Raw genomic sequence first — 24,535 nt, 5'->3', positions numbered from 1 at the left:
TACTTATCTGTTGTGTTTTGAGAAATCTTTATGTTCACTTTTAAAAAGCTCTTCTTTTGATAGGTTCTTAAAGTATTCAAATGTCTTTTTCATACCTTCTTCCCTAGATACTTTAGGTTCCCATCCCAATATTTCCCTTGCTTTGGTAATATCTGGTTCACGTTGCATTGGGTCGTCCTGCGGCAATGGCTTAAATATTATTTTCTGCTCTGTGCCTGTTAATTTAATAATTTCCTCCGCAAAATCAAGAATAGTTATTTCCTCTGGATTGCCAATATTTACGGGCAGAGCATAATCGCTCATCAATAAACGGTACAAGCCCTCAATCTCATCATCAACATAACAAAAGGACCGTGTTTGCGAACCATCGCCAAAGACTGTTAGATCTTCACCCCGAAGTGACTGACCGATAAAAGCAGGAATAACACGACCATCGTTAAGACGCATACGTGGGCCGTAAGTATTAAAGATACGGGCAATGCGGGTTTCGAGCCCGTGGAATCTGTGATAGGCCATCGTGATGGATTCCTGAAAGCGCTTTGCCTCATCATAAACCCCCCGGGGACCTATTGTGTTTACGTTTCCGTAATATTCTTCGGTTTGTGGATGAACCTGTGGATCTCCATAAACTTCAGAAGTAGAGGCAATCAGGATTCTTGCATTTTTTTCTCGTGCCAAACCAAGAAGATTGTGCGTTCCCAAAGAACCAACTTTTAGGGTTTGGATTGGTATTTTTAAATAATCTATTGGGCTTGCTGGTGAAGCGAAATGAAGTATGTAGTCTACTTTTCCGGGAACGTGCACAAATTTGGTGACGTCGTGATGGTAGAACTCAAATTCGGGCAGTTTAAAAAGATGTTGAATATTCTTAAGATCGCCTGTAATCAGATTGTCCATCGCAATAACGTGGAAATCTTCGGCAATAAATTTATCGCAAAGGTGCGAGCCTAAAAATCCAGCCGCACCGGTAATTAAAACGCGTTTCTTCATAAGTTCACTGGCTTTCTTCCAACAGAAACATAAGTAAATCCTTCTGTTTCCATATCATTCACATTGTATAGATTTCTTCCGTCAAAAACAACTGGATTTTTCAAGAGTTCTTTTAATTTGCCGTAATCTGGAGTCCGGAAAATGCTCCATTCCGTGCAGATTACAAGCGCATCAGCACCTTCAAGTGCGGCGTACATTGATTGGGAATAATTTAATTTATCTCCAAATCTTTTTTTGATATTTGGCATTGCCTCGGGATCAAAAACTTGAAGTTTTGTGCCTTTTTGAAGTAAGGCTTCCATAATATCGATAGATGGGGCTTCACGAATATCGTCTGTTTCAGGCTTAAAGGCCAATCCCCAAATAGCGATTGTTTTTCCCTTTAAATCATTTTTGAAATAATTGTCAATTTTCGGAAGTAAAACTGTTTTTTGGGCCGAATTGATTTCAATTACAGAATTCAAAATCTTGAAATCGTAGTTTACATTCTTGCCAGCTTTCTGAAGTGCTTTCACGTCTTTAGGGAAGCAAGAGCCTCCATAACCAATTCCTGGGAAAAGGAAACGCTTACCTATACGACTGTCTGTACCAATTCCTGCGCGAACCATATCTACATCTGCGCCAACTTTTTCGCAATAGTTTGCTATCTCGTTCATAAAAGTAATTTTGGTTGCTAAGAACGCATTTGCCGCGTATTTAGTAAGCTCGGCAGATTTTTCGTCCATTACTATAATTGGATTGCCGGAGCGCACAAAAGGGCTGTATAGTCTTTTCATTAGCTCGGTTGCTTTTTCACTGCTCGAGCCAATAATTATACGCTCAGGTTTCAAAAAATCGTCCACAGCAAAACCTTCGCGAAGAAACTCTGGGTTTGAGACCACATCAAAATCACAGGAAGCATTTTTGGCGATTACGCTGTGTACTTTTTCTGAAGTACCCACTGGTACGGTACTTTTATCTACTATTACTTTATAATTTTTTATTTTAATCCCAATCTCTTCGGAAACATTCAATACATAGGAAAGGTCTGCAGATCCATCTTCATCCTCTGGGGTGGGGAGCGCTAAAAAAATAATTTCGCCGTGCTCTAAACCTTCTTCCAATGAAGTTGTAAATCTTAAACGATTTGCTTTAATGTTTCTTTCAAAAAGAACGTCCAAATGTGGCTCATAGATTGGCACCACACCGTTTCGCATTTTTTCTACCTTAGCCTTATCAATGTCTACACAAACTACTTCATTTCCTGTTTCTGCCAAACAGGTTCCTGTTACTAAGCCTACGTAGCCTGTTCCTATTACTGAAATTTTCATATTCGTCTCCCGCTTTTCGTTGTCCCTTCATCTCCCGTTCTGGGAACTTTATTCAGGATAACTGCGGCGGTATTTTTTTTAAATTAACGATTGCAAAAGTACAATTTGCAATTCTTTTTATATCTATTTTAAACTGTTGTTTTCCGCTGGTTTGGCACTTGTTATTAGTACAATCAAAATGAACCCTACATAATAAGCTCCAATCTGTCTGTGAAATAAATTTTCAACCATACAATACATCAGCAATATTGCTAACATAGCGGTGGGGAAAAATTGTTTTCGGTTTGTAATAAAGCTGACAACTACAAAAGCCAAAAAAATAAAAAGTGCAATAAAGCCCGCACTTAAATAGAAATCTAAAAACTGGTTGTGGGTATTATAACGTTTGGAAACAAATTTTTCACTTTTCTCTATATCGGAAATTTGAGTTTTATAACAAGCAACCAATTCATCTTTAGTAGCGTCAAACCCAATTCCTGTTAGAGTAAAGCCATCTTCATTAATTATGGTTTGTGCGCAATTCCATACCACTGCCCTTAATTCATAAGTCATTGAGTTTTCAATAAAGGCCGGAGGGTTTTTGAGATTTTCTTTTTGACTGGATTGAATGCTTTGTTCGTTTCTAATAACAAAAAACAGTCCCACGACCGCAGTTATTGCGAATGCGGCAATTAAAATTTTCCAAATTTTCCGTTGACCATAAAACTGTTTAATCAACAATAAAATGAACAACGAAACGACGGCAATTTTTGAAGCGATTAAAATTATAAAGAGCGCATTAATTAGAATGTTTGCTAAATAATAATTGTTATTTGGATGGTATTTTTTCTGAATTCCTTGAAAGGAAATCAAAATACTGAAGGTGCAGAGCAGCCCCAAGTACAGTCTATCTATCAACAGTGATTCTATAACCTGTGGAGAGTCGCCAAGAGCAAAACCTCCCGTGGCATCGGTTATAAGTACAAAATTATAGACCGAAAAAAGGATAGCTGCTAGGGATGAAAATATAATGGCACCGTTAATTTTCTTTGCATCTGCCACTGGTATGTAAAGTATGGCGAGACCAGCGGCAATCATTATTTTTTTAATGATATTGAAATCCTCTAAGAGTCTTCCGCTACTGAACGAATCAATCAATAGATATGCAAAAAGGATCAAAAATATGGCGATGGGTAGTGATTTCAGTTTTTTGAAATCTTCTTTTTTTACAATAAAAGGAAAGGCGACTACTAAAATTGCCATTAGTATGTTTGGCAACGCCCTTATGTAATTGTCAAAAGGAATAATGAGGTAGAGCAGCAAAAAAGCATAGGGGTATATGGCGGAGAGCAGTATCCTCATGATAAAATGGAAGTCTGATAAATTTTAGGGGAAGATAAAAAACTATTGTTAAAAAACCCTCTTTTGATCAAGTAGATATTACCCATGTGATCTGTCTGGTTAAACTAAATTGATTGTCCTAATTGGACTGTTTTATATTTGTAGGAAAAAAGGGGGTTTTTCTTACGTTTTAATGAACCATCTATGGCTTATCCGTGGCTTATCTATGGAGTATCTGCGACTGGCCTTTTTATGACAAGACAAGTACAAGACAATTATTGTATTGTTTGCAATCGGGCAGCTAAGTTTCGGTTAAAAACTAAAGTAGTTTATTTAGAAAATCTTTCTTTAAGAACTAAAAAGATAAATTTTGAATTTCCCACCAAATAGCGTTTCCACATGCGTTTTGGCTCTTGGGCAAAGCGATAGAACCATTCCAGCCCGGCGTTTTGCATCCAAGAAGGCGCTCGTTTTGTTTTTCCGGCTACCACATCAAAACTGCCGCCTACGCCCATAATTAGGTTTACGTTTTTAAGGAGGTCGCGGTATTTGTAAAGAAAATTTTCTTTAATGGGGGAAGAGATTGCCACGAAAAGCATTTGCGTTCCGCTGTCTGCAATCTGTTGGGCAATTTCTTTCTCTTCGGAAGGGTTAAAATAACCATTGCGATAACCAGCTATAATATCGGGACTGTAGATTTCAGAGTATTTCTCGACAACGTTTTTAACCACTTCTTCTTTTGCTCCGAAAAGAAAGATTTTATTGTGGTTTTTATGTGCCATTTCCACAAGGCTGGCCATTAAGTCTATTCCGGCAACGCGTTCCTTAAGTGGTTTTCCTAAAAAGCGTGAAGCCCAAACAACTGATTGGCCGTCAGCATTGATAATATGGCATTGGTTTACAACATGGCGCAGCTCAATATCCTTTTGCATAGCCACAACTTTTCCTGCATTCACCACTACGTGATGGAGCTGCTCACCAGTCTTTATTTTTTCCTGTACCAAAGCAAGGGTTTCTTGCATGGAGAGGTTGTCTATGGTGGTGTTTAGGATTTGGATTCTATTCATTTATAGTTTTCTTTTGAGCAAAAGTACTATCATCAATCAGCCTCTCTTTTAATATTAATAAATAAATGGCCACAGAAGCATTTTCGAAAAAATTTCCAGCCAAAAATACTACAATTACTAAGATAAATAGAAAATATAAAACGCTTTTGGTCAGAGCAAAAGTTACGTAAATTCTACAAAAATAATATAAGTACAAAATTCCTCCAAGAATACCCCAAAATAAAAATACATCTATAAATCCCATTTGCGAACGTAATGAAAGATCTGGTATTCCACCAAAAAGATAATTCGGCCACTTCCAATTATTCTGTATAAAAGGTATTGTTGTATTAAATAAAAGATCGTCACGGAAGGAGAGAACCGAAGAGATTAGACCTTGCTGCTCTCTTATTTTGTTGAAAGTGCCATACTGGAAGAAAAATAAATAAATAAAAATGAAACCCAATAGCGCCAAAGTAAGGAAGAATATTTGCTTTTGAATTCTTTTTAGATTGGCATAATAAAAAATGAAAACAAACAAAGTTCCTAATATTGAGATATAAAGAAGTTTTGTTCCAATTAGAATACATGAAAACAATATTAGGAAGCTCCTCCAATTTTTAAAAAATAAAGATTTGTATTTTAATAGGAGATAAAAAAGAGTAAGTGTATAAACATAAGAAGCCGTTGAGGAGCTTATAATCAAACCATTATATCCAAATCTCCCACCTCTGTAAGAGTCGAATAAATGAATATCGAACAGAAATCCCATTATTATTAAAACTGAATTTATTATTAAAATTAATTCAAAAATTGAAAAAAATAGCTGTCTACTTCTACCAGATTGTTTATATATATGAAAATAAGTAAATAGGAGTATGGGGAAAATGAATTTTGTAAAACTCAATAAAATGTTTGTCGTAAACCCCTGATCAATAAATAATTGACCAACGCAAAAAACAACTCCCAACGATACTATACGCAATAAGTTTTGATAGGGCCTTATACACATAATAATAAAAAAGGTAATTGCCAAAAATTTGATAGCTGCTGGAATTAGAGATTTTCCATCTGAGTATACAATACAATATTTACTGTAAGCTTCGGAAAAAAAGAAAAGCAGAAAAAGGATGCCTGCCAGGTGTGACTCAAAAAAAACATTTATTTTTTTAATTTGCATCGGACCTTATTTTTTGAATTTTTGTCCAAATTGTAAAAAAGAAGCATACTCCCAAACATAGCAACAAATGTAATTGCAGCGTTATTTTTCAAGTAACTTTCAAAACAGCCAACTGAAATAATGGCAAAGATCAAAAATGCATATTCTAAATCCTTGGCTTTTATTGCTATCCACAAATTTGAAAGTAGATAAAAAAGAAGGATGAAAAGCCCAACTATTCCAAATTCTACTGCAAATGACATATAAATATTATGGGCATCGTACCTATTTTTATAGGATATGAGCAAACCATCTTTTTTATAACCAGCTGCCAAAATATCTTTCTCAGAATGGGTGCCGTGTCCAAAAATTGGTTTTTCAGAAATAGTTTTCAGCACAGTCGCCCAACGTGCAATTCGCGAATCTGCAACAACATTTTTATTGTTATAACTTGTGTCCACTTGATCACTAAGCTCCCAAGCAAGTTCGTCTGTAAAGCGTGATACTATAAAAGTTTTTGAAATTAAGTTAAAACTCAAGAAAATACCACAAACACTTACTATTGTCAGTATCAACAATTGTTTATAGTATCTTTTCCGAAAAAACAATATTGCACTATATAATATTGCACCAATTACAGCCACGGAAAAAAGAAAATAAACCATTCTTGAATTCAAAAATAGAATGCCTGCGGAAAGAATAACAATTCCAATAATCTTTAAATAATAATTTATTTGTCCTCTTCCAAAAAAATCTCTTATCAATATTACTAATGCTATAACAAAATAAACACCAAGATAGGTGGGATGTATTTCAAGGGAAGATGTAAAATAATTATAGGTATAATAGTAATTAAATATTTCGTCATCAAATTTTAAAAATGGCCTTGTGGCAAAATAATTTAGAAAGTTGTTAATAAGTAAAATAATGATAGATAGGATTGAGCCCAAAATAAGTCCTCCATACAAACTTTTTCTAATTTTTGTTAGTTCTTGATTGTTAAACCAGGAGAAAATTAATGGACAGAGTAAAAACGATATATTTCTTCCTATAATATCAATTCCTTTAAAAATAGGGAAAGAAAAAAATAGTCCGAAAATGTATAATAGAACGATTGGAATAAGTGAGAAGTAGAGTGCTCTAATTTTTATTGAATGAAAACGTTTTTCGGTAATTACAAGATAAGTTGACACCACAAAGAATAGCACCAAGAAAACGTTACTTATACCAATATGGATGGGTAGGAAAAAAGCCATTGAAAAACAAACGATGTTTTTAATAAGACTAAGTTTGTTTTTCATTTTTTACAATATCGATAATTTATATCCTTGATTTTATCAACTTGGCAGGCACTCCTCCCATTATAGAGAAGGGCTCCACGTTTTTAGTTACAATTGCACCAGCACCAATAATTGAACCTTCGCCAATTTTAATTCCAGGCATAATTACAACATTTCTGCCTATCCAAACATTGTCCGCAATAAACGGTGGGTTTGGCAGGGTATCACCTTGTAACACAATTGGAATTTCTGTGTTTTCATGAAGGTGTGATGTGCTTAATATTGAAACATTTGGAGCTATTAGAACATTATTACCTATAGTAGCCTTCTGAATAAAAACATTTTCATTTATACGGCAATTATAGCCTATAGAAATACCAATGCCATTTGAAAGATATACATTATGTTCAATTTTACTGTTTTTGTCATAGGGCATCAGTTTCAATATCCTAGAAACGTACCACACACGAATAGCACTTGTAAAAGAAAGAAACCGCGAATGCGGTAAATGACAAATCAATAAATAATAAATACCAAGTGTCAATTTTTTGTACATAATTTTTCCAGGTTTTTATGTAAGTTGTCCATAACTATCTTACTTTCATAATCTTTTGCTGTGCGGTATGCAGCATTGCGCATTTGATCCTTGTCAACACCTGAAAGATCCAGAAAATTCATTATGTTTTCCGCCAACGCGCCCGCATCTCCCGGTGAAAATAAGAAACCATTTACCGTGTGGCTTATATATGTTTTTAATCCTGCAATGTTACTGCCAATTACGGGAACCTTGCAAGCCATTGCCTCTAAACCAACTAGACCCAAGCTTTCAGACTTCTGCGTAGGAAAAACCATTATGTCCAATTCATTGTACAAGTGTACCAATTTATCTTGTTTAATGAGACCTAAAAAGGACACATTATCTGTTAGATTTAAATCGATGATTTTTTTTTGCATAGCCTGCTGCTCCAATCCTTGACCAGCAATTTTAGAAATAAAACCCACATTTGCGTTCTTTAAAACTGCCAGCGCATCTAGAAAAATATCCCACCCTTTTCCGGCATCTATTCTAGAAATCATCCCAATAATTGGTATCGTATTTTCTGCCCTGGGAACAGGATAAAATTTTTCAATATCTACGCCGGCTGATGGAGACACTAATATTCGCTTTGCTCTTAGGAAAGGATAATTGGCTACTACCAATTGTTTAAAATATGAAGATGGTACAACAATCAAGTCAGCCTTTTTTAGAACGAACCTATTGAGCCTATCTATTTTTTTTCCCTTGGAGCTTATTACATCATCCCCGTGTACATTTATTACGAGCGGTTTCTTTTTGCCAAAAATTAAAAGAAGGAAGGCCATGATCGGAGAATTATGAGTAATTACATGAACATAAACACAATTATAATTTTTGAAAATATAGTTGTAGGCAATAGAGAGATAATATTTTAAATAGGTAAATAATTTTTGAATTCTGTGAAAACGTTTCCCCTCAATCACGGAAACGGCGGCAAAATCTACACCTCTATTCTCAAGTTCTTCTCTGAAATTTTTCACAAAAACGCCAAACAGTGGATCTGTTTTGGAAGGATACATATTTGATATTAGGAATATTTTCATCTGTCGATAGTATTTAATTCTTCATTACTTACATCTTTTTTAAAATACATTAAAGCGAAAAGTAATCCCATAAAAACCGCTATCATAGCTGAACTATATATATGCCCAGCTGTGGCTGATATACCAAATAATACGAAAATCATTAACAGAACAAATTTTGAATAAGTATAATTACGGTTTGTCGAAAAACGAAAAGCTTGAATTAAAAGAAAAAGCGTAATAGCAAATAGATAAATTAAGCCAAAAATACCCAGTGAAAATAATATATCAGCCATATCGATTTCAACTATTTGGCCATTATTTAAAGATTCATAATTTGTTTGTCCAATTCCAATAATTTTTTCTAATAAGCTGTACTCTTCAATATAATTTTTATGTGCGTTTTCGAAAAAAACATTCCTGTTTGATAATATAAACGTCAAAAAATCAGATTTTTTATAAAAATAGTCCAGTCTAATATAAAGCTGTGTATCTTGAATATAAAACCAGGCAAAATATAGTGCTGCGGGGATTATTGCAAAAAAAGATATAAAGAAAAATAATATTTTTTTTAAACTGATTCTAAATGATGGGCGCTTTAACGGTATCAACAAAAAAATTACCAATACTCCAATTGACCCTGTTTTTGAACCTACTGTTAACCCCGCGAAAAACGTTAGACCCCAAAATAAAAAATATTTCAGATTTTCTCCTCTTCTCCATAAATCATAAGCAATTATGGCACTTAATATAACCAGGAGTGCAGAAATTTCATTTCCCGCATATATAAATCCCTTACTTCCAATATTCCCGTATTCATACATGGGATACCCCAACCCCACATACTTAAGAAACACGTTTCCTATTAATATAATGTAAGAAAACTGAATAAGTTTTAAAAGAATTTTTATACCGTGTTCTCCCTCCCTCTTTATATAATCAACAAAAAAGAGAAATGCAAAAAGTGGGGCTAAGTATTTAGAGATTTTAATTATATCGGAAAAAAGAAAAGTAACATCCCCTTGCTTAATAATTTGATAGACAGTAGGAAGTATAAGAATTAAAACGAAGAAAACCGAAATAAAAAGTGATTTAGGACGAAATAAAAACCGAAACAGTAGAAGTACAATAATAATAAATTTATAGAATTGGCCAATACTTATTGGCAAATTAATTCCTTTCTGCATTACGAAGCCGTGCAATGTATCGACCGGTAAGAGCCAAAACATTAGAAAAATTATAAGCTTGTCAAGATATTTTATTTTGAACATAATTCATCTTATGCAAACAACAATTCAATAAAAAATTAAATGTTGCTTATTGAGATTTCAAAATTACTAATTTAGAGAAAGGAATTGACGTATTAAATTGCTGTTTCTAAACGATTTTCGACATATGAAAATAGAATCTGCCATATTCTGAATAATTGTAAACATTTAAAAATATTCTAGCCAATAATAAACGCTCAACATCAAGAATATTTGTTTTTCTCGATTATATCCTTCTATATGTTGATTGATAATAGCTTTAACTTCCTTTTCATCAAGAATATTGGTAAAAGCGCTCGACCCCAAAAGTAGCTCCGTTATAACTTTATGATGTTTTTTAAACCAAAAATTTGTAGGGGATTGAAATGCCATCTTTTTTCTATTTATTATTTCTAGAGGTAAAATCTCTTTTGCAAACTTTTTATGAATGATTTTGGATTTGCCAATTTTTATACGTTGATCGATAGGTAAGGATTCTATAAAATTAACCAATTCTAAATCCAGCATTGGGACTCTACATTCCAAAGAAAAATTCATCGAAATTTTATCTGTATAAAGCAAAAGATCATCTGCAAGATTCATTCGGGTGTCCAGCGCCATCATTCGCTCTACAGAATATTTTTTTTGTTTAAGGTCTAGCAGATTGTAAAAATACTCAATTAATCCACTTGCTTTGCTATTACCAACTTTAAGAAGCCTTCCTATTTCATCATTCGAGAAAAGTGACGAAACGTTCAAGAAACGTTTAATATCCTCTGGCTCCCCAAGTGATTTTGATGCTCTTAATATTTTCTCGCTTTTAATACCTGTATACGGAATTATCTTCTTTGAAAGATTAATTAATCCACGAGGAATTCTTTGAGAAATAAGTTCTCCTTGATATTTTTGATAACCTCCCAAAGGTTCGTCGGCACCTTGCCCTGTAAGAACCACTTTTACATGGCTTGAAGCCATCTGTGCCAGAAAATACATGGGGATGGATGAAGTTGTAGCCAAAGGTTCTTCAATTATGCGTGTAGTTTCTTTAATGATAGATAAAAAATCAGTAAAGTTTATCTTTTTAGAATAATGTTCAAGACCTAATATCTCGGCTGTTTTTTCGGCCTGTTCTATTTCATCTTCTTCATAATCGCCTTCAAATCCAATTGTAAATGCCTTAAGTTTTTTTTTAGAATTTTTTTGCGCCAATGCGGCAATAACGGCGCTATCAATTCCTCCACTTAACAATATACCTACTTCAACATCAGCCATTAATTGTCTTTTTACAGCTTCATCCAAATATTTGCCATACATTTCAACTATGGGATATCCTATTGGAATATTTTGTTTCTTCTGGGGTTTAACAAAGTATTTCTCAATAATATCGAAATGTGGATTTTCCAAATCTACTGAAATATAATGCCCAGGTTTAATTTTATTTATTTGAGCATATAACGTTAATGGAGAAGGTAAGTAACGAAGTTTAAGAAGTGTGGCTAGATTATCCTCGTCTATAGATAATGTTTGATTTTCAATATTTTTAATCGTTCTTATTTCAGAAGAGAAAACTAAACTTTCACCTCGAACCAAATAGTATAAAGGCTTTACGCCAAAAATATCACGGGCCAAAAAAATTTTTCTCGCAGAAATATCCAGAAAAGAGAAACCGAATATACCATTGAAATCCTTAACAGCGTCTATTCCGAATTTTTTTAAATAATACAACACTGTTTCAGTGTCTGAATGACCTTTAAATTCAGTTTCCAGCAATTTTTCTCTCAATTGCATATGGTTGTATATTTCACCATTAAAAATAATGGCATAATTACCGCAAGAAGACATCATAGGTTGCTTTCCAGCTTCTGAAAGATCAACAATGGCCAAGCGAGTCATCCCTAACAGAACTTTGTGAGTGCCAACTTCAAATTTCTTAACACCAAGGGAATCTGGACCTCGATGATTTATTAGAGTAAGTGTACTTTCATCAAAATGTTTGTTTACTGCACCAAGAATTCCGCACATAGAATTTTTCTTTTTTAATCAATTTGTGTTGACTTTCTTATTGTTCTTTCTGAAATAATCATTACACCAAATAGAACTACTAAATTTGAAATAATGTCCGTAAATACAGCACCCATTAAATCGAATTTCGGCACTAATATAACTATACTAAGAACGTTTGCAATACCGGCAATTAACATAATCCAAAATCTCGATTTTTGTTTATCTATTTTAACCAATAGCATTTCGTAATTTCCATAGAGGAAGCGAACGAAACATACGATTATAACAATAATAAATGCATTATTAATGTTTTCCGTAAAATTTAACTTTCCAAGAGTCTCTAATAAAAATTCTCTGAAAAAATATAGAAGAGCTGTTACAATAATGGCTCCTACAATAGTATATTTCTGATATTTTCTAAATTCTATAATAACAGATTTACCGTAATAATTTTTAAGATGGTGTAACAATACTTGTGAAAATGTTACTGACAGTAAATATATTGGTGCAATTATAATAAACATTTTTCTATAAGCTGCGTAACGTTCTTCTATTAAAAAATAGAAGAGAACAAACATACCAAGTTGAGAATAAGATGCACCCATAATTTCTTGAAGACCGAAATACATTCTGGCTTTTATCAAGTTTGGAAGATTTTGAAATGATTGCTTTAGGTTTTGAAATATTTTTCTAACATTTATATACTTGCTAAAAAGAAAAAGATAAAGTGTAACACAAAGATTAATAAATATCAGTAAAACTAAAATGAGAGTAACATCAGTTATTTTATTCTGAAAAAAGAAATTGTAACCAATAAAAATTAAAATCAATATGAATGATAGGAAGGATGCCTTGATTTCCTCCAGAAATTTACCCAAGCTTTTAAAATAAAAATACAATATGGTATTGAGTGCATAAAGAAATCCTAAAATTAAACCGTAGAAAAGAACGTGGTAATATTCAATTTTAAAGGGAAGCAAACATACATATAAGAACAAAGCCACAAGCGAAAATGAAATTAGTATGGCTAAAGAATCTGCAAGTATTAGATTTTTATTTTTTGGGGAGACAAATCCTATTAAATATACTGGGCTTCCAAATGGTAAAATTGGGATTAGAATATTTGATAGTGCTATTGCATAGGCAAAAATACCAAAATTGACATCTGAAAGTACGGTTATCAATATTAAATTGAAAAACCAGCGAGAGCCAAATTGCAGCCCTTGTGAAATATTATTGAAAAATAAATTCTTTAAAAAAACGCTTGACATCCAAGAAGGTTTGCAGAGATGCAAAAATAGTCTTTTAAATTTTTAAAGCATATATCTTAAATATGATTTAAAAAATCATTTTACTTATTCAGATGTTCTGAAACTATAATATATATTTTTGAGTATTTTAGCCAAATATTTAATATCACTCTATGTCCATAACAAATTTTATAGCTAAAAAACTTATAAATTACAAGTCTGAAAAATCCTTTGCATTCAAAATGAGAAAAAAACGTTCAGCGCGTATAATTAAAATGATAAATGACTGTTATGCTGAATATGGAAAAGTAAATATCATCGATATAGGTGGAACCAAAACTTATTGGAAAATAATTCCAACAGATTTTTTAATTTCAAAAAATGTGCATATTACTGCTGTAAATCTTCCGGATACCACAGCAATGTTTGAGGATGATGAGCTTTTTACCTTTATAGATGGCGATGGATGTAATCTAGTTGGAATACACGACAAATCATTTCATATTTCACACTCAAATTCTGTTATAGAACACGTGGGGGATACTTGGGAGCGAAAAGTACAGTTTGCTGAAGAAACTAAACGGGTAGCGGAAAAATATTATTTACAGACGCCCAATTATTGGTTTCCAGTTGAACCACATTTTTTGACACCATTTTTTCAATGGTTTCCAAAATCTATACGTATAAAACTGGTGCAGAACTTCAAATTGGGCTGGTATGAGAAAAAAACGGATTATGAAGATGCCAAAACAGCTGTGGAAGGTTGTGATCTGCTTTCAAGAAAAGAGTTGAAAAAACTCTTTCCTGAGGCTAAAATTTATGATGAAAAAATTGCGTTGATGACCAAGTCTTTAATATTAGTAAAGGATTAGAAAAAACATTCTTAAAATATCTTTCCTTATAACCTGAGGTTTTTCAAATTAAGTACATTTCCTTTAACCCCATTATAACCCTTCCTATCTGTTAAAAACAGCCTTATGCTGTCTAACTTTTGATAAGGCAGAAAAACTTTTTCAATTACATATTTATATTTCCCTACCTTCTTCATTGTAGGTTCCATAAACCACCACTTTGAGAATGGCGCAAGCGTGTCGCCTTCAGGAAAAAAAACAATGCCAAGCCTATACTTTTCCACTGTGTCATTTACTGCATTGTCATACATTTTTAAGACAAAAGTATAATTGGAGTCTTGCTCTTTGAAAAAAGCAATTTTTTCTATTCCATAACCATCTATAAAACCTCTGTTTATAAATCTTACCTTTTTGTAATGTAGTAAGCCCGTATTAAGATTTTCCTGTAATGTACGGTTCTCACAAGAAGTAGCAAAAAACAATATAGTGACAAATATGGCCATCCTAGAAAAAACGGTTTTCATAGCACTTTTAGTTTTTCATTAATTTTGGGATTGATTTCTTACCCCACAAAAATCCAAAATTTTTATATTTCCATCTATCTCCATTGCCATAAATTCTTTGTGGGCAACGAGAAAAACAATAATATCGGTCTTTTCTCTCACATCATTTAGTGACGTTAAATTGTATTTTGGGTATTTGTTTAAATTTGGCTCAATGAATAAAACATTGAATCCATCTTTTTGCAATTGTTCAGCAACATGAAGGGCAGGTGACTCGCGTAAATCATCAATATTAGGTTTAAAGGCAAGGCCCATGCAAGAAATGACGGCACCTCTTCCATTATCAATCTTAAATTGGAGGGCGGCATTTTTCACTTTTTCAATAACCCATTCTGTTTTATAATTATTGATTTCGCGCGCAGAACGGATTATTTTAGATTCTTCTGGAAATTCCGAAACTATAAACCAAGGATCCACGGCTATACAGTGGCCGCCAACACCTGTTCCTGGCTGAAGAATGTTTACGCGTGGGTGCTTGTTTGCCAAACGAATCAATTTCCACACATCTATGTTTGCTTTATCACAAATCATTGAGAGTTCATTGGCAAAAGCTATCTGCACATCGCGTGATGAGTTTTCCACCAATTTGCACATTTCAGCGGTTTGTGAATTTGTTTTGTGAAGTTCACCTTTAACGAAATGTTTATAAAACCAAACTGCCTTTTCCGTAGAAGCCTCGTCAATTCCACCTATTACACGATCGTTTTGTTCCAATTCGTAGATTACGTTACCAGGTAACACACGTTCTGGGCAATATGCAATATAGATTTCACCTTTTAGGTCGGGGCGTTCCTTAAAAATTATTTCTTGAATTTTATGGGTTGTTCCAACTGGGCTAGTAGATTCCAAAATAACCAATGCTCCTTTTTGAAGGGTAGTAATAATACTTTTAACCGCGCTTTCAACAAAAGAGAGGTCTGGCATATGGTTTTCCTTAAAGGGTGTTGGAACAGCGATCAAATAAACATCTGCCGCTATCGGCTTTGTTGAAGCCTGGAGATAGCCTTGCTTCACCACATGATGAACTAAGCCATCAAGATCTGGTTCTACTATGTGGATTTTGCCTTCGTTTATTGTATTTACTACACGATGCGAAATATCTACACCTGTAACATTTAATTTTTTACTCGCTATCAGTGCTGCGGTGGGAAGGCCAATATAACCAAGCCCCATCATAACCACTGTGGGTTTGTTTTCCATTTTATAATTTTTCGATAAAATTTACGATTCTTTCTGTTGCTTTTCCATCACCATAAGGATTATGCAACATACTCATACCGTTATAGTATTCTGAATTGTTCAGTAATTTTTCAGTTTCTTCACTAATTTTATTTGAATCGGTTCCCACTAAAATTACCGTACCTTCATTAACAGCCTCAGGACGCTCCGTAGTGGTTCTAGTAACCAAAACAGGCTTGCCTAAACTCGGAGCCTCTTCTTGAATTCCGCCACTATCCGTAATGATTAAATATGATTTTTCCATTAACCAAATAAACGCAGGATACGCTAACGGGGACACTAAATGTATATTTTCAATTCCGCCAAGTAATTCGTTTACTGGTCCAACTACATTTGGATTTAAATGGACAGGGTAAATTATCTGCACGTCTAGGTGATTTTGTGCTATTGTCTTCAGAGCGTCGCAAATATTTATAAGTCCCTCGCCATGGTTTTCCCTTCTATGTCCAGTTACAAGAATGATCCTTTTTTGAAAGTCTAGGAAAGTTTTTAAATTCTCAATTTCCCCATCCTTAAAGTTTTCAGAATTTACTTTTTCAATTCCATAAAGAAGGGCATCAATCACTGTATTTCCAGTTACAAGGATATTTTCCTCATGGATATTTTCAGCCAAAAGATTTTCTTTGGAAAGAATGGTAGGTGCAAAATGATAATCAGCAATTTTTCCAGTAAGCTGTCTATTGAATTCTTCTGGAAAAGGATATTGCCTGTTAAATGTACGCAGTCCAGCTTCAACATGACATATTTTTGCGCCACTGTAAAAAGCTGCAATGCCCACTGCCATTGAAGTTGTTGTGTCCCCATGAACATATACATAATCAGGCTTTAGCTCATCTAAAACCGGTTTCATGCTCTCAATTATTGTTGCAGTTAATGAGTAAAGATTTTGATTTGGTTTCATTAAGTCCAAATCGAAATCGGGAATTATTTCAAAGAAATCCAATACTTGATCTAGCATTTCACGATGCTGGGCGGTCACACAAACCTTGGTTTCAAAATTATGATTCCCCAAAAACTTGAGAACCAAAGGAGCCATTTTTATAGCCTCGGGTCTCGTTCCAAAAACGATTAAAATTTTTATTTTCATTAAGTTTTCTTTGCAACAAATATTTTATTCCATACAATTCCAAAAAAGGCTATTAATGAGAATGTCCATATCTATTGAGCTTTTTGAATATATATATAATAAAAAATACAAGTGAAAAAAGAAAAACAAAAATTAAAGGATATTTGATTTTATTCGAAATTGAGAAGAATTTTTTTGATTCCAAATTGTAATCACCGCTAACTTTCTTTATGGGTAATTTAAAATCGATTTCTTCTGTTTTAAGCTGAACAAGATTTTCTACCAATTGTCTTTTTCTATCTATTAAATTAAATAAATCTGTGGTATTGTTTATGAAGACATTCGAAGCAATATTATTTATCCTTGAATTTGCTCTCAACAAAGAATCTATTTGAGATATCATATTATAATGCTCTTGTATCTCGAATTTGTTATTTTCTACATATACATCCTGATATTTTCTAAAATGTTCATTATTATTTAAAAAGATAAGTAAATCCTCAATTATTTTTTCAGATGATTCTTTACCAGTGGTTGAAACATCCATTCTGTGATATTTATAATATTTACTCGTAGAAAGATCCTCTGTATACTCTGAAAAATCCTGCTTTTCGGCTATTAACCGCAAGACATCATAATTTCTATAAGATTTTGATACAAAATTATATATATCAACAATAGGCTCTAATTTAATACTGTTTAATTTACGGAAATTGGTATCCAATACATTTTGAAGATAAAGTGTATCCCCACTAGCAATCTTGTTGTTGATGACCTCCACTTTATCATATAAATAATCAACACTTTCAAAATTTGGAATAACAATAATTTCATTATTGTAAGTCGTCACAGAGTTGGAATCCTTATAATAACCATAGGCAAAGCCAACTAATACGAGAACAAGAATAATAATGTAGAACTTTCTGAAAAATGCCAGGATAAGAAAAAGTCCTCTAATAATACTTTTAAAAAAATCGTTAGATTTCTTAAAAAGATACCCTAAATCAATTTCTTCTGAACTCTGCTGTGCCATAATAACTGTTTTATAAATTAATGACTGTCTTTTCTAATACAGATTGTAAGCTTTCTCGCCAATCTATATATTTTAATTTTAACTTATTCTGTGCCTTTGTGTTATCCAACACACTATATTCTGGCCTTGCGGCAAAAGTACGGTAATGGTTGGTTTTTGCAAGATTTGTATCTTTTAATTTTTTGGTTTGCCGGAGTATCTCTTCGGCAAAGCCAAACCAAGTGGTTTCACCGCTGTTGCTGTAATGATAAACGCCGTAATCTTTTGAATCTTGTGCAATTACCTGTAATAGTGCTCTGGCCAAATCATTTGCATTTGTAGGAGTTCCCGTTTGCTCAGTGGTAATGGTTAACGGTTTTCCCTCTTCGGCGTATTTCAAGATAGTTTTTAAAAAATTATGCCCGTATTGGGAATAGAGCCAAGAAGTGCGAAATATGAAGAATTTATTACTGATTTTTTGAATATAGTTTTCTCCTTTAAGCTTTGAAGCCCCATAAACATTAATTGGGTTTGTTAAATCGGTTTCCAAATAAGGAGATTTTTTTGTTCCGTCAAAAACGTAGTCAGTGGAAATATGAAACAGAACAACGTCGTTTTCCTTGCAGGTTTCAGCCAAATTCTTCACTGCTTCTGAATTGATAGCAAATGCTTTATCACTTTCGCTTTCCGCTTTTTCAACGTTGGTATATGCAGCAGTATTAATACAATGTGAAAAATGGTTTTTTCTAAAGAAATCCTTTAAAGAGTTCGCCTCTTGAATGTCAAGTTTTTCTTTTGGAACAAAGACAAATTCAAGGTCGGGAAATTCGGCTGCTGCATCATTTATGCATCTTCCCAATTGTCCGTTTGCGCCTGTTACCAGTATTTTCTTCATGAAACAGCTTCCTCAAAAGTGGGAAGTTCCAAATCTTTTTCTGAAATAATAAATTCTTCCTCTGGAAGATGCCAATCCAACCCTAAGGTTGCGTCATTATAAATGATTCCGCTTTCGGAAGCTTTATCATAATAATTATCGCATTTGTACGAAAAAATCGATTGTTGCGAAAGTGTAATAAATCCATGCGCAAAACCTCGTGGCACAAAAAGTTGAAGATGCTCAACATCATCTAAAACAATTGAGAAAGATTTTCCAAAAGTTTCGGAATTTTTCCGAATATCAATCACGACGTCCATAACACTTCCTCTAACAACGCGAACCAACTTGGCCTGCGCCATTTCACCATTTTGAAAATGAAGTCCGCGCAACGTACCTTTTGATGATACAGATTGGTTGTCCTGTACAAAATCAACTTTCAATCCTGTAGTTTTCTCAAATACATTTTGATTGTAGGTTTCATAAAAAAGCCCACGTTCGTCCTTAAAAACGTTCGGTTTTAGTATAAAGCAATCTTTTAAAATAGTTTTTTGTAGTTCCAAGTTTAGTCTAGTTGAAGTAAATGTTTTCCATAGCCGCTTTTCAGCAAAGGTTCGGCCAAAGCTACTAATTGTTCTTTTGAAATATAGCCCATTTCATAAGCCGCTTCTTCAATGGCGCCAATTTTTAAGCCTTGTCTTTCTTCAATAACCTCAACAAATTGTGCTGCTTGCATCAAGGAAGCAAAGGTGCCGGTATCTAGCCAAGCCGTGCCTTTATCGAGTATGCTCACGTTGAGCTTTCCTTTTTTTAAATACACATTGTTTATATCGGTTATTTCCAGCTCACCGCGTTCACTGGGTTTTATATTTGTGGCTATTTCCACGACACTGTTGTCGTAAAAATAAATTCCAGGAACGGCATAATTTGATTTTGGATTTTTTGGTTTTTCCTCTATGGAGAGAGCTTTCCCATTCTTATCAAAGTCCACAACGCCATAGCGTTCAGGATCCAAGACGTGATATGCGTATATTACGCCACCATCGGGATTGTTGTTTGATTGTAATAACTCTTTCAAGCCAGAGCCATAAAAAATATTGTCGCCTAGTATTAATGCAACCTTTTCATTTCCAATGAATTCCTTTCCAATAATAAAAGCTTCTGCTAGTCCGTTGGGGTGTGCTTGCTCTGCATATTCGAAGTTGCAGCCAAGCTTTTTACCATCACCTAAAAGTTGTTTAAAAAGTGGGAGATCCTGTGGTGTGGAAATAATTAAAATATCCTTAATGCCAGCATACATAAGTGTTGACAGCGGATAATAAATCATCGGTTTGTCATAAACGGGCATTAATTGCTTGCTTACTGCTAAAGTGATAGGGTGCAATCGTGTGCCTGAGCCTCCTGCTAAAATTATTCCTTTCATGCGTTGTTGTTTTACCATGAATTCACGAATACTTATGCATAAATATTCGTGAATTCGTGGCTTAAATTATAATCTATCTCTATTTTCCAAATACCAAGCAATGGTTTTCTGAATGCCAGTTTCGAAATTCTCCTTCGCTTTCCAGCTCAATTCTTCTTCTATTTTTGAAGCGTCAATGGCGTATCTAAAATCGTGTCCAGGACGGTCTTTCACAAAAGTTATTTGCTCTTTATAAGAAGTTTTCTTCGGAAGCATTTCGTCCAGAAATTCACAGATAACATTTGCAATATAAAGATTTTCACGCTCATTGCGACCTCCTATATTATAGGTCTCGCCTAGTTTTCCATCTTCCAAAGCCAAATAAATACCGCTACAATGGTCCATTACATAGAGCCAATCCCGAACGTTTTTTCCATCGCCATAAATTGGGATAGCTTCCCCCGAAATTGCTTTCCGAATAATGGTTGGGATCAATTTTTCTTTATGCTGATTGGGTCCGTAATTATTGGAACAGTTTGTTGTTACAACCGGCATACCGTATGTATGAAAATAACTGCGCACAATAAAATCTGAAGACGCTTTTGAAGCACTGTACGGACTGTTGGGTGCATAAGGCGTTTCTTCCGTAAAAAGACCCGTTTCGCCCAAGGTGCCATAAACTTCATCAGTAGAAATATGCAGAAAACGCGCGTTTTTGAATTCAGTTTTTATATCATTCGGGCCACTCATCCAAGTTTTATAGGCACTTTGAAGCAAATTGAAGGTGCCAACGATATTTGTGTGTATAAATTCTGATGGGCCAGAAATAGAATTATCCACATGGCTTTCGGCGGCAAAGTGAACTACTTTTTGAAATTGATATTTTTTAAATAAATTTTGAATGAATTCCACATCACAAATATCTCCTTTTATAAAGGTGATTTTGTCTGAAACAGCTTCCAAATTCTTTAGATTTCCGGCATAGGTAAGCTTGTCCAGCACGAAAATTTCGTCTTCCCAATTTTCAAGGACGTATTCCACATAATTGGAGCCAATGAATCCTGCGCCTCCGGTAATCAGTACTTTATCACTCATTAAAATTAATTTTTAGAAGTGTCTAAAATCTGTTTTAACATCTTTTCGGTAATTAAATAGGTAGGTTTTACACCTGTTGTGCCCAATCCACCCGAGGCCAAAGTGCTTCCTGTTTCCAATGGATTATCTGATGCGTAATAAGCATAACGAACCTTAACTTTCGGACTAATACTTCGGCGTATTTTTGATGCTGCCTGAATTGCCTTTTGGTAGTGAGCACCTTCCATCTCAAGCCCAATAACGTTCCAGGTGGAATTGTGGAAAAACTTAAGCACATCGCGATTTTGGAGTGAGGTTCCCAAAACTGAAATCATTGTTCCGGTGTAGACATTTACATCATCATCTTTAAAATGTGACTTATCCAACTTATTTTTAAATGGGTAATTATCTGCTGTGCCTTCAAAAACGTGGGCTGACGGAATCATAATATCGCCCTTTCCACCTTCTAAAATTCCAGCTTTTCCCATTATAGAAACAGAAACTACATTCAATAAATAGCGGTTTTTATCATTATCTACAAAAGGTTTCAAAAGCTCGTCCATAGTTTCGTATGCCTGTTCGCCAAAGGCGTAATCCATTACAACAATTACAGGTTTTTTTGAGTCTTCAAGCTCTTTTAGTCCTTCGGTGTATTCACTCTGCTTAATTTTGGCGGTATCGATTATTTGCACATCAATATTAGTTCCGCTCTGGTCCTCAATGAAAATCATTCCTTCCGCCAAAGCGGTTTTTGTTACTTTTTCACGCAGTTTTAAGTTCATAGGACTGCTTAGGGCTTCAAAAACCTCCATCGGTTTTTTCTTGGAAAACTCAGTAGGTAATGCTTTTGGGCCATAAAGGCTATTCATTACACTGTGCATATTTGCACTTATAATATGTACTGGACGTTCCAATAAACCTTTTTCCTGTAAAGTTTGTTTTATGTTAAAAGCCCAAAGTTCTCCGTGGATGTGATGGCCTAAACGTTCGCGCAGCACTGGACTGAAGGTAATTATACGCTGATTGTCTTCAATAATTTCATCGATAGCCAGTTTTCCCAAAAAGTAGATAATATTGAAGAAGCGGTTCTCGTTCTTTTCACTTGCGAAAAATGGATACACATTTTTTACTTCCTGAAAAGTTCTTCCAAGGAAATTCGCAGTGTGCGTTAAGGCTACTTCTTTTTCTTCCTGCGTAAGCTTGCCTTTTTTAAGTACTGCTTGTTCCAGTTTTTTCCAATCGCGGATCACTTCGCCATTCTCGTTGATGAGCACCTGCTTCATAATCTTATGCGATTCGATGAAGAGGAAGGTTAAGTGTGTAAGTATATCATAGATTTCTGAACGTCCGCGGGTGATTTCAATATTCATCTGTTCCGAATCTATGCGGTAACAGTTTCTGCGGCGTTTCAATGGAATTATTGGTTCGAAATGTGAGTTTTTGTAGCCTTCATCGCTGGTTAAGTTGATAAACCTGCATTCCTCTATTCCATACGGCAAACGGTCCATTACGTAAAGCAAGCCTTGCAATTCAATTTTGTCTTCTTTTATGGAGCCATAAATTTCAGGACGAAGCATTAGTAACGATTCGCGCAGTGTTTCTCCAGAAACTCCCATAGGCTTGTAAAACCCACGATTAAAAAGATGGCGCATGGTTATATACAATCGCTCAATAGCTTGTGTACTTTCCTGCGCGCGAGTACGGGTATGTGAATTCAATTTATTCATTGGGTGCAAAGATAACACTAATTTTGAGGCTGCATTTGTATTAAAGCGTCAGCGATTTTGCGGTCATTAGCAAGACGTGGCACTTTGTTTTGCCCACCCAACTTGCCTTGAGATTTCATATAATGCTGAAAACTATCTCTTTTAAGGGTAGTGATTTTTAGTGGCTGCAATACTTTTCCTTTAATTAAATCGAAGTAATACGAGTTTTGTTGCTGCATTTCAGCATCGAGTAAAATAGCTACTTGCTGAAGGCTATCTGGAATATTATCGAATTCTACAAGCCATTCGTGATATGGCAGATTTTCTTCGGAAGGAATAATATGCGGCGCAACCGTGAATTCAGTAATGGAAAAATTGAATTTTGCCATCGCTTTGTTCATCGCTTCCTCTACCTCTTTACCAATTACGTGTTCGCCAAAAGCAGAAATAAAATGCTTTATTCTTCCCGAAACCATGACGCGGTATGGTTTGGTTGAAGTAAACTGCACGGTATCGCCCAAATTGTAAGCCCAAAGCCCCGCATTTGTTGAAATTATCATTACATAGTTTATATCAGTTTTTACTTCGCCAATAGTTAGCCGTTTTGGGTTTTCATCAAAAAAAGTTGAAGCTTCAATGAATTCATAAAAAATTCCCGAATTCAAAAGCAATAACATTCCCTTTTCCTTTTGACTGTCCTGGAAGGCGAAAAACCCTTCACTAGCGGGAAACAGCTCGATGCTGTCAACTTTTCTTCCTATTAAATTTTCAAATTTGGCGCGATAGGGTTCATAGTTGACTCCGCCGTAAATAAAAAGGTTGAAATTTTTGAAAAGATCACCAACCTTCTTTCCGGTATTTTTTTGAAGTTTTTCAAAATACATCTGAACCCACGAGGGAATGCCACTGATTACGGTCATATCTTCGTTTTTGGTTTCTTCAACAATGGCATCTACTTTGGTTTCCCAATCGTCGATGCAATTGGTTTCTAAACTTGGCAAACGGTTTTTTTGAAGATAGGCAGGCACGAAATGTGCTACAATTCCCGAAAGTCTGCCCACTTTTATACCGTTCTTTTCCTGCATTTCTGGGCTTCCCTGTAGAAAAATCATTTTGCCATCTACAAAATCTGCTTTTCCGGTTTCATTGATATAGCACAGAATTGCATTTCGGGCGGCTTCAATATGATGGGGCATAGATTCCTTGGTTAGCGGAATGTATTTAGCACCTGAGGTGGTACCTGAAGTCTTAGCAAAATAGAGCGGTTTTCCGTGCCACAGCACGTTTTCTTCTCCAGAAACCACACGGTCAACGTAAGGTTTCAAATCTTCGTAATCGCGAACTGGAACGTGTTTTGTAAATTCTTCGAAGGAATTAATCTTTTCAAAATTATGGTCCTTTCCAAAAGCAGTATTCTTTGCGTTGGAAATTAGTTTTTCAAAAACTTTTTGTTGTGTTTCAACAGGATTTGTGGCCCATTTTTTAATTCGGAGTACGACAATTTTAGAGAAAATTTTAGCGGAAACGGACTTTAGTGACATAA

21 protein-coding genes and 1 pseudogene are annotated in these 24,535 nt (G+C 34.6%); 1 reads left to right on the top strand and 21 read right to left on the bottom strand.

Going from position 1 to position 24,535, the window contains the following annotated elements:
* Positions 1 to 3: 3 nt before the first annotated feature.
* The 11 genes and pseudogenes from ESV24_RS03760 to ESV24_RS03710 form a co-directional block, all read right to left on the bottom strand.
* On the bottom strand, positions 4 to 990 hold the full coding sequence (locus tag ESV24_RS03760) for a UDP-glucuronic acid decarboxylase family protein (RefSeq protein ID WP_111815327.1): 987 nt from the start codon (positions 988 to 990) through the stop codon (positions 4 to 6).
* The gene (locus tag ESV24_RS03755; RefSeq protein WP_111815326.1) at positions 987 to 2,300 is read right to left on the bottom strand and encodes a UDP-glucose dehydrogenase family protein; all 1,314 of its coding nucleotides are present in this window, start codon (positions 2,298 to 2,300) and stop codon (positions 987 to 989) included. The genes ESV24_RS03760 and ESV24_RS03755 overlap by 4 nt, the downstream gene beginning before the upstream one ends.
* A 123-nt stretch (positions 2,301 to 2,423) precedes the next feature.
* Positions 2,424 to 3,542, bottom strand: a complete 1,119-nt coding sequence (locus ESV24_RS03750) for an O-antigen ligase family protein (protein WP_160110592.1) — start codon at positions 3,540 to 3,542, stop codon at positions 2,424 to 2,426.
* 407 nt (positions 3,543 to 3,949) lie between these two features.
* On the bottom strand, positions 3,950 to 4,687 hold the full coding sequence (locus ESV24_RS03745; RefSeq protein ID WP_111815324.1) for a WecB/TagA/CpsF family glycosyltransferase: 738 nt from the start codon (positions 4,685 to 4,687) through the stop codon (positions 3,950 to 3,952).
* Positions 4,680 to 5,846 (bottom strand): hypothetical protein, encoded by a 1,167-nt coding sequence (locus ESV24_RS03740; protein ID WP_111815323.1) that lies wholly within the window; start codon positions 5,844 to 5,846, stop codon positions 4,680 to 4,682. Before ESV24_RS03740 ends, ESV24_RS03745 begins: the two co-directional genes overlap by 8 nt.
* Positions 5,828 to 7,126 carry an O-antigen ligase family protein gene (locus ESV24_RS03735; protein WP_111815322.1) on the bottom strand — a complete coding sequence of 433 codons (1,299 nt, stop codon included), beginning with the start codon at positions 7,124 to 7,126 and terminating at the stop codon, positions 5,828 to 5,830. Before ESV24_RS03735 ends, ESV24_RS03740 begins: the two co-directional genes overlap by 19 nt.
* 25 nt (positions 7,127 to 7,151) lie before the next feature.
* Positions 7,152 to 7,307 (bottom strand): annotated as a pseudogene (locus ESV24_RS15655) (DapH/DapD/GlmU-related protein); the annotation flags it as partial.
* A 338-nt stretch (positions 7,308 to 7,645) separates the two neighbouring features.
* On the bottom strand, positions 7,646 to 8,725 hold the full coding sequence (locus ESV24_RS03725) for a glycosyltransferase family 4 protein (RefSeq protein ID WP_111815320.1): 1,080 nt from the start codon (positions 8,723 to 8,725) through the stop codon (positions 7,646 to 7,648).
* A complete protein-coding gene (locus ESV24_RS03720; RefSeq protein WP_111815319.1) occupies positions 8,722 to 9,975 on the bottom strand; it encodes an O-antigen ligase family protein in 1,254 nt (417 codons plus the stop codon). The genes ESV24_RS03725 and ESV24_RS03720 overlap by 4 nt, the downstream gene beginning before the upstream one ends.
* Before the next feature lie 165 nt (positions 9,976 to 10,140).
* Complete coding sequence (asnB, locus tag ESV24_RS03715) at positions 10,141 to 11,973, bottom strand: asparagine synthase (glutamine-hydrolyzing) (protein WP_111815318.1); 1,833 nt, start codon at positions 11,971 to 11,973, stop codon at positions 10,141 to 10,143.
* 14 nt (positions 11,974 to 11,987) lie between these two features.
* Positions 11,988 to 13,226 carry an MATE family efflux transporter gene (locus tag ESV24_RS03710; protein WP_111815317.1) on the bottom strand — a complete coding sequence of 413 codons (1,239 nt, stop codon included), beginning with the start codon at positions 13,224 to 13,226 and terminating at the stop codon, positions 11,988 to 11,990.
* 221 nt (positions 13,227 to 13,447) lie between these two features.
* Here ESV24_RS03710 and ESV24_RS03705 point away from each other — a divergent pair, with 221 nt between their 5' ends.
* Positions 13,448 to 14,077, top strand: coding sequence for a class I SAM-dependent methyltransferase (locus tag ESV24_RS03705; RefSeq protein WP_146743140.1), 630 nt, complete (start codon positions 13,448 to 13,450; stop codon positions 14,075 to 14,077).
* A 26-nt stretch (positions 14,078 to 14,103) separates the two neighbouring features.
* Here ESV24_RS03705 and ESV24_RS03700 read toward each other — a convergent pair whose 3' ends face one another.
* From ESV24_RS03700 to ESV24_RS03655, 10 genes are all read right to left on the bottom strand, one after another.
* Entirely contained in the window at positions 14,104 to 14,580 is a 477-nt protein-coding gene (locus ESV24_RS03700; RefSeq protein ID WP_146743139.1) for a hypothetical protein, read from the bottom strand.
* An 18-nt stretch (positions 14,581 to 14,598) separates the two neighbouring features.
* The gene (gene wecC / locus ESV24_RS03695) at positions 14,599 to 15,819 is read right to left on the bottom strand and encodes a UDP-N-acetyl-D-mannosamine dehydrogenase (protein ID WP_170227861.1); all 1,221 of its coding nucleotides are present in this window, start codon (positions 15,817 to 15,819) and stop codon (positions 14,599 to 14,601) included.
* A 1-nt stretch (position 15,820) separates the two neighbouring features.
* Positions 15,821 to 16,945 (bottom strand): non-hydrolyzing UDP-N-acetylglucosamine 2-epimerase, encoded by a 1,125-nt coding sequence (gene wecB, locus ESV24_RS03690; RefSeq protein ID WP_111815314.1) that lies wholly within the window; start codon positions 16,943 to 16,945, stop codon positions 15,821 to 15,823.
* Between the two features lie 52 nt (positions 16,946 to 16,997).
* Entirely contained in the window at positions 16,998 to 17,957 is a 960-nt protein-coding gene (locus ESV24_RS03685; RefSeq protein WP_111815313.1) for a hypothetical protein, read from the bottom strand.
* 10 nt (positions 17,958 to 17,967) lie between these two features.
* Positions 17,968 to 18,831, bottom strand: coding sequence for a dTDP-4-dehydrorhamnose reductase (gene rfbD, locus ESV24_RS03680; RefSeq protein ID WP_111815312.1), 864 nt, complete (start codon positions 18,829 to 18,831; stop codon positions 17,968 to 17,970).
* Positions 18,828 to 19,373 carry a dTDP-4-dehydrorhamnose 3,5-epimerase gene (rfbC, locus tag ESV24_RS03675; RefSeq protein ID WP_111815311.1) on the bottom strand — a complete coding sequence of 182 codons (546 nt, stop codon included), beginning with the start codon at positions 19,371 to 19,373 and terminating at the stop codon, positions 18,828 to 18,830. Before rfbC ends, rfbD begins: the two co-directional genes overlap by 4 nt.
* A gap of 2 nt (positions 19,374 to 19,375) precedes the next feature.
* Positions 19,376 to 20,233 (bottom strand): glucose-1-phosphate thymidylyltransferase RfbA, encoded by an 858-nt coding sequence (gene rfbA, locus ESV24_RS03670; RefSeq protein WP_111815509.1) that lies wholly within the window; start codon positions 20,231 to 20,233, stop codon positions 19,376 to 19,378.
* A 66-nt stretch (positions 20,234 to 20,299) separates the two neighbouring features.
* A complete protein-coding gene (gene rfbB / locus ESV24_RS03665) occupies positions 20,300 to 21,307 on the bottom strand; it encodes a dTDP-glucose 4,6-dehydratase (RefSeq protein ID WP_111815310.1) in 1,008 nt (335 codons plus the stop codon).
* 5 nt (positions 21,308 to 21,312) lie between these two features.
* Positions 21,313 to 23,013: a DUF6909 family protein gene (locus tag ESV24_RS03660; RefSeq protein WP_111815309.1), complete on the bottom strand. Its 1,701-nt coding sequence runs from the start codon at positions 23,011 to 23,013 to the stop codon at positions 21,313 to 21,315.
* A gap of 17 nt (positions 23,014 to 23,030) precedes the next feature.
* Positions 23,031 to 24,533 (bottom strand): GH3 auxin-responsive promoter family protein, encoded by a 1,503-nt coding sequence (locus ESV24_RS03655; RefSeq protein WP_111815308.1) that lies wholly within the window; start codon positions 24,531 to 24,533, stop codon positions 23,031 to 23,033.
* Between the last annotated feature and the right edge of the window lie 2 nt (positions 24,534 to 24,535).

The sequence above is a fragment of the Aequorivita lipolytica genome (assembly GCF_007997135.1).
Classification (GTDB): Bacteria; Bacteroidota; Bacteroidia; order Flavobacteriales; family Flavobacteriaceae; genus Aequorivita; species Aequorivita lipolytica.
Note: the sequence above shows the minus strand (reverse complement) of the source record. Positions and strands in the feature narration are given on the sequence as shown.

Bases quoted from the DNA above. Each gene is read 5' to 3' on its own strand.
- ESV24_RS03760 (WP_111815327.1), bottom strand. From the start codon at position 990: ATGAAGAAACGCGTTTTAATTACCGGTGCGGCTGGATTTTTAGGCTCG.
- ESV24_RS03755 (WP_111815326.1), bottom strand. From the start codon at position 2,300: ATGAAAATTTCAGTAATAGGAACAGGCTACGTAGGCTTAGTAACAGGA.
- ESV24_RS03750 (WP_160110592.1), bottom strand. From the start codon at position 3,542: ATGGCAATTTTAGTAGTCGCCTTTCCTTTTATTGTAAAAAAAGAAGAT.
- ESV24_RS03745 (WP_111815324.1), bottom strand. From the start codon at position 4,687: ATGAATAGAATCCAAATCCTAAACACCACCATAGACAACCTCTCCATG.
- ESV24_RS03740 (WP_111815323.1), bottom strand. From the start codon at position 5,846: ATGCAAATTAAAAAAATAAATGTTTTTTTTGAGTCACACCTGGCAGGC.
- ESV24_RS03735 (WP_111815322.1), bottom strand. From the start codon at position 7,126: ATGAAAAACAAACTTAGTCTTATTAAAAACATCGTTTGTTTTTCAATG.
- ESV24_RS03725 (WP_111815320.1), bottom strand. From the start codon at position 8,725: ATGAAAATATTCCTAATATCAAATATGTATCCTTCCAAAACAGATCCA.
- ESV24_RS03720 (WP_111815319.1), bottom strand. From the start codon at position 9,975: ATGTTCAAAATAAAATATCTTGACAAGCTTATAATTTTTCTAATGTTT.
- asnB (WP_111815318.1), bottom strand. From the start codon at position 11,973: ATGTGCGGAATTCTTGGTGCAGTAAACAAACATTTTGATGAAAGTACA.
- ESV24_RS03710 (WP_111815317.1), bottom strand. From the start codon at position 13,226: ATGTCAAGCGTTTTTTTAAAGAATTTATTTTTCAATAATATTTCACAA.
- ESV24_RS03705 (WP_146743140.1), top strand. From the start codon at position 13,448: ATGAGAAAAAAACGTTCAGCGCGTATAATTAAAATGATAAATGACTGT.
- ESV24_RS03700 (WP_146743139.1), bottom strand. From the start codon at position 14,580: ATGAAAACCGTTTTTTCTAGGATGGCCATATTTGTCACTATATTGTTT.
- wecC (WP_170227861.1), bottom strand. From the start codon at position 15,819: ATGGAAAACAAACCCACAGTGGTTATGATGGGGCTTGGTTATATTGGC.
- wecB (WP_111815314.1), bottom strand. From the start codon at position 16,945: ATGAAAATAAAAATTTTAATCGTTTTTGGAACGAGACCCGAGGCTATA.
- ESV24_RS03685 (WP_111815313.1), bottom strand. From the start codon at position 17,957: ATGGCACAGCAGAGTTCAGAAGAAATTGATTTAGGGTATCTTTTTAAG.
- rfbD (WP_111815312.1), bottom strand. From the start codon at position 18,831: ATGAAGAAAATACTGGTAACAGGCGCAAACGGACAATTGGGAAGATGC.
- rfbA (WP_111815509.1), bottom strand. From the start codon at position 20,233: ATGAAAGGAATAATTTTAGCAGGAGGCTCAGGCACACGATTGCACCCT.
- rfbB (WP_111815310.1), bottom strand. From the start codon at position 21,307: ATGAGTGATAAAGTACTGATTACCGGAGGCGCAGGATTCATTGGCTCC.
- ESV24_RS03660 (WP_111815309.1), bottom strand. From the start codon at position 23,013: ATGAATAAATTGAATTCACATACCCGTACTCGCGCGCAGGAAAGTACA.
- ESV24_RS03655 (WP_111815308.1), bottom strand. From the start codon at position 24,533: ATGTCACTAAAGTCCGTTTCCGCTAAAATTTTCTCTAAAATTGTCGTA.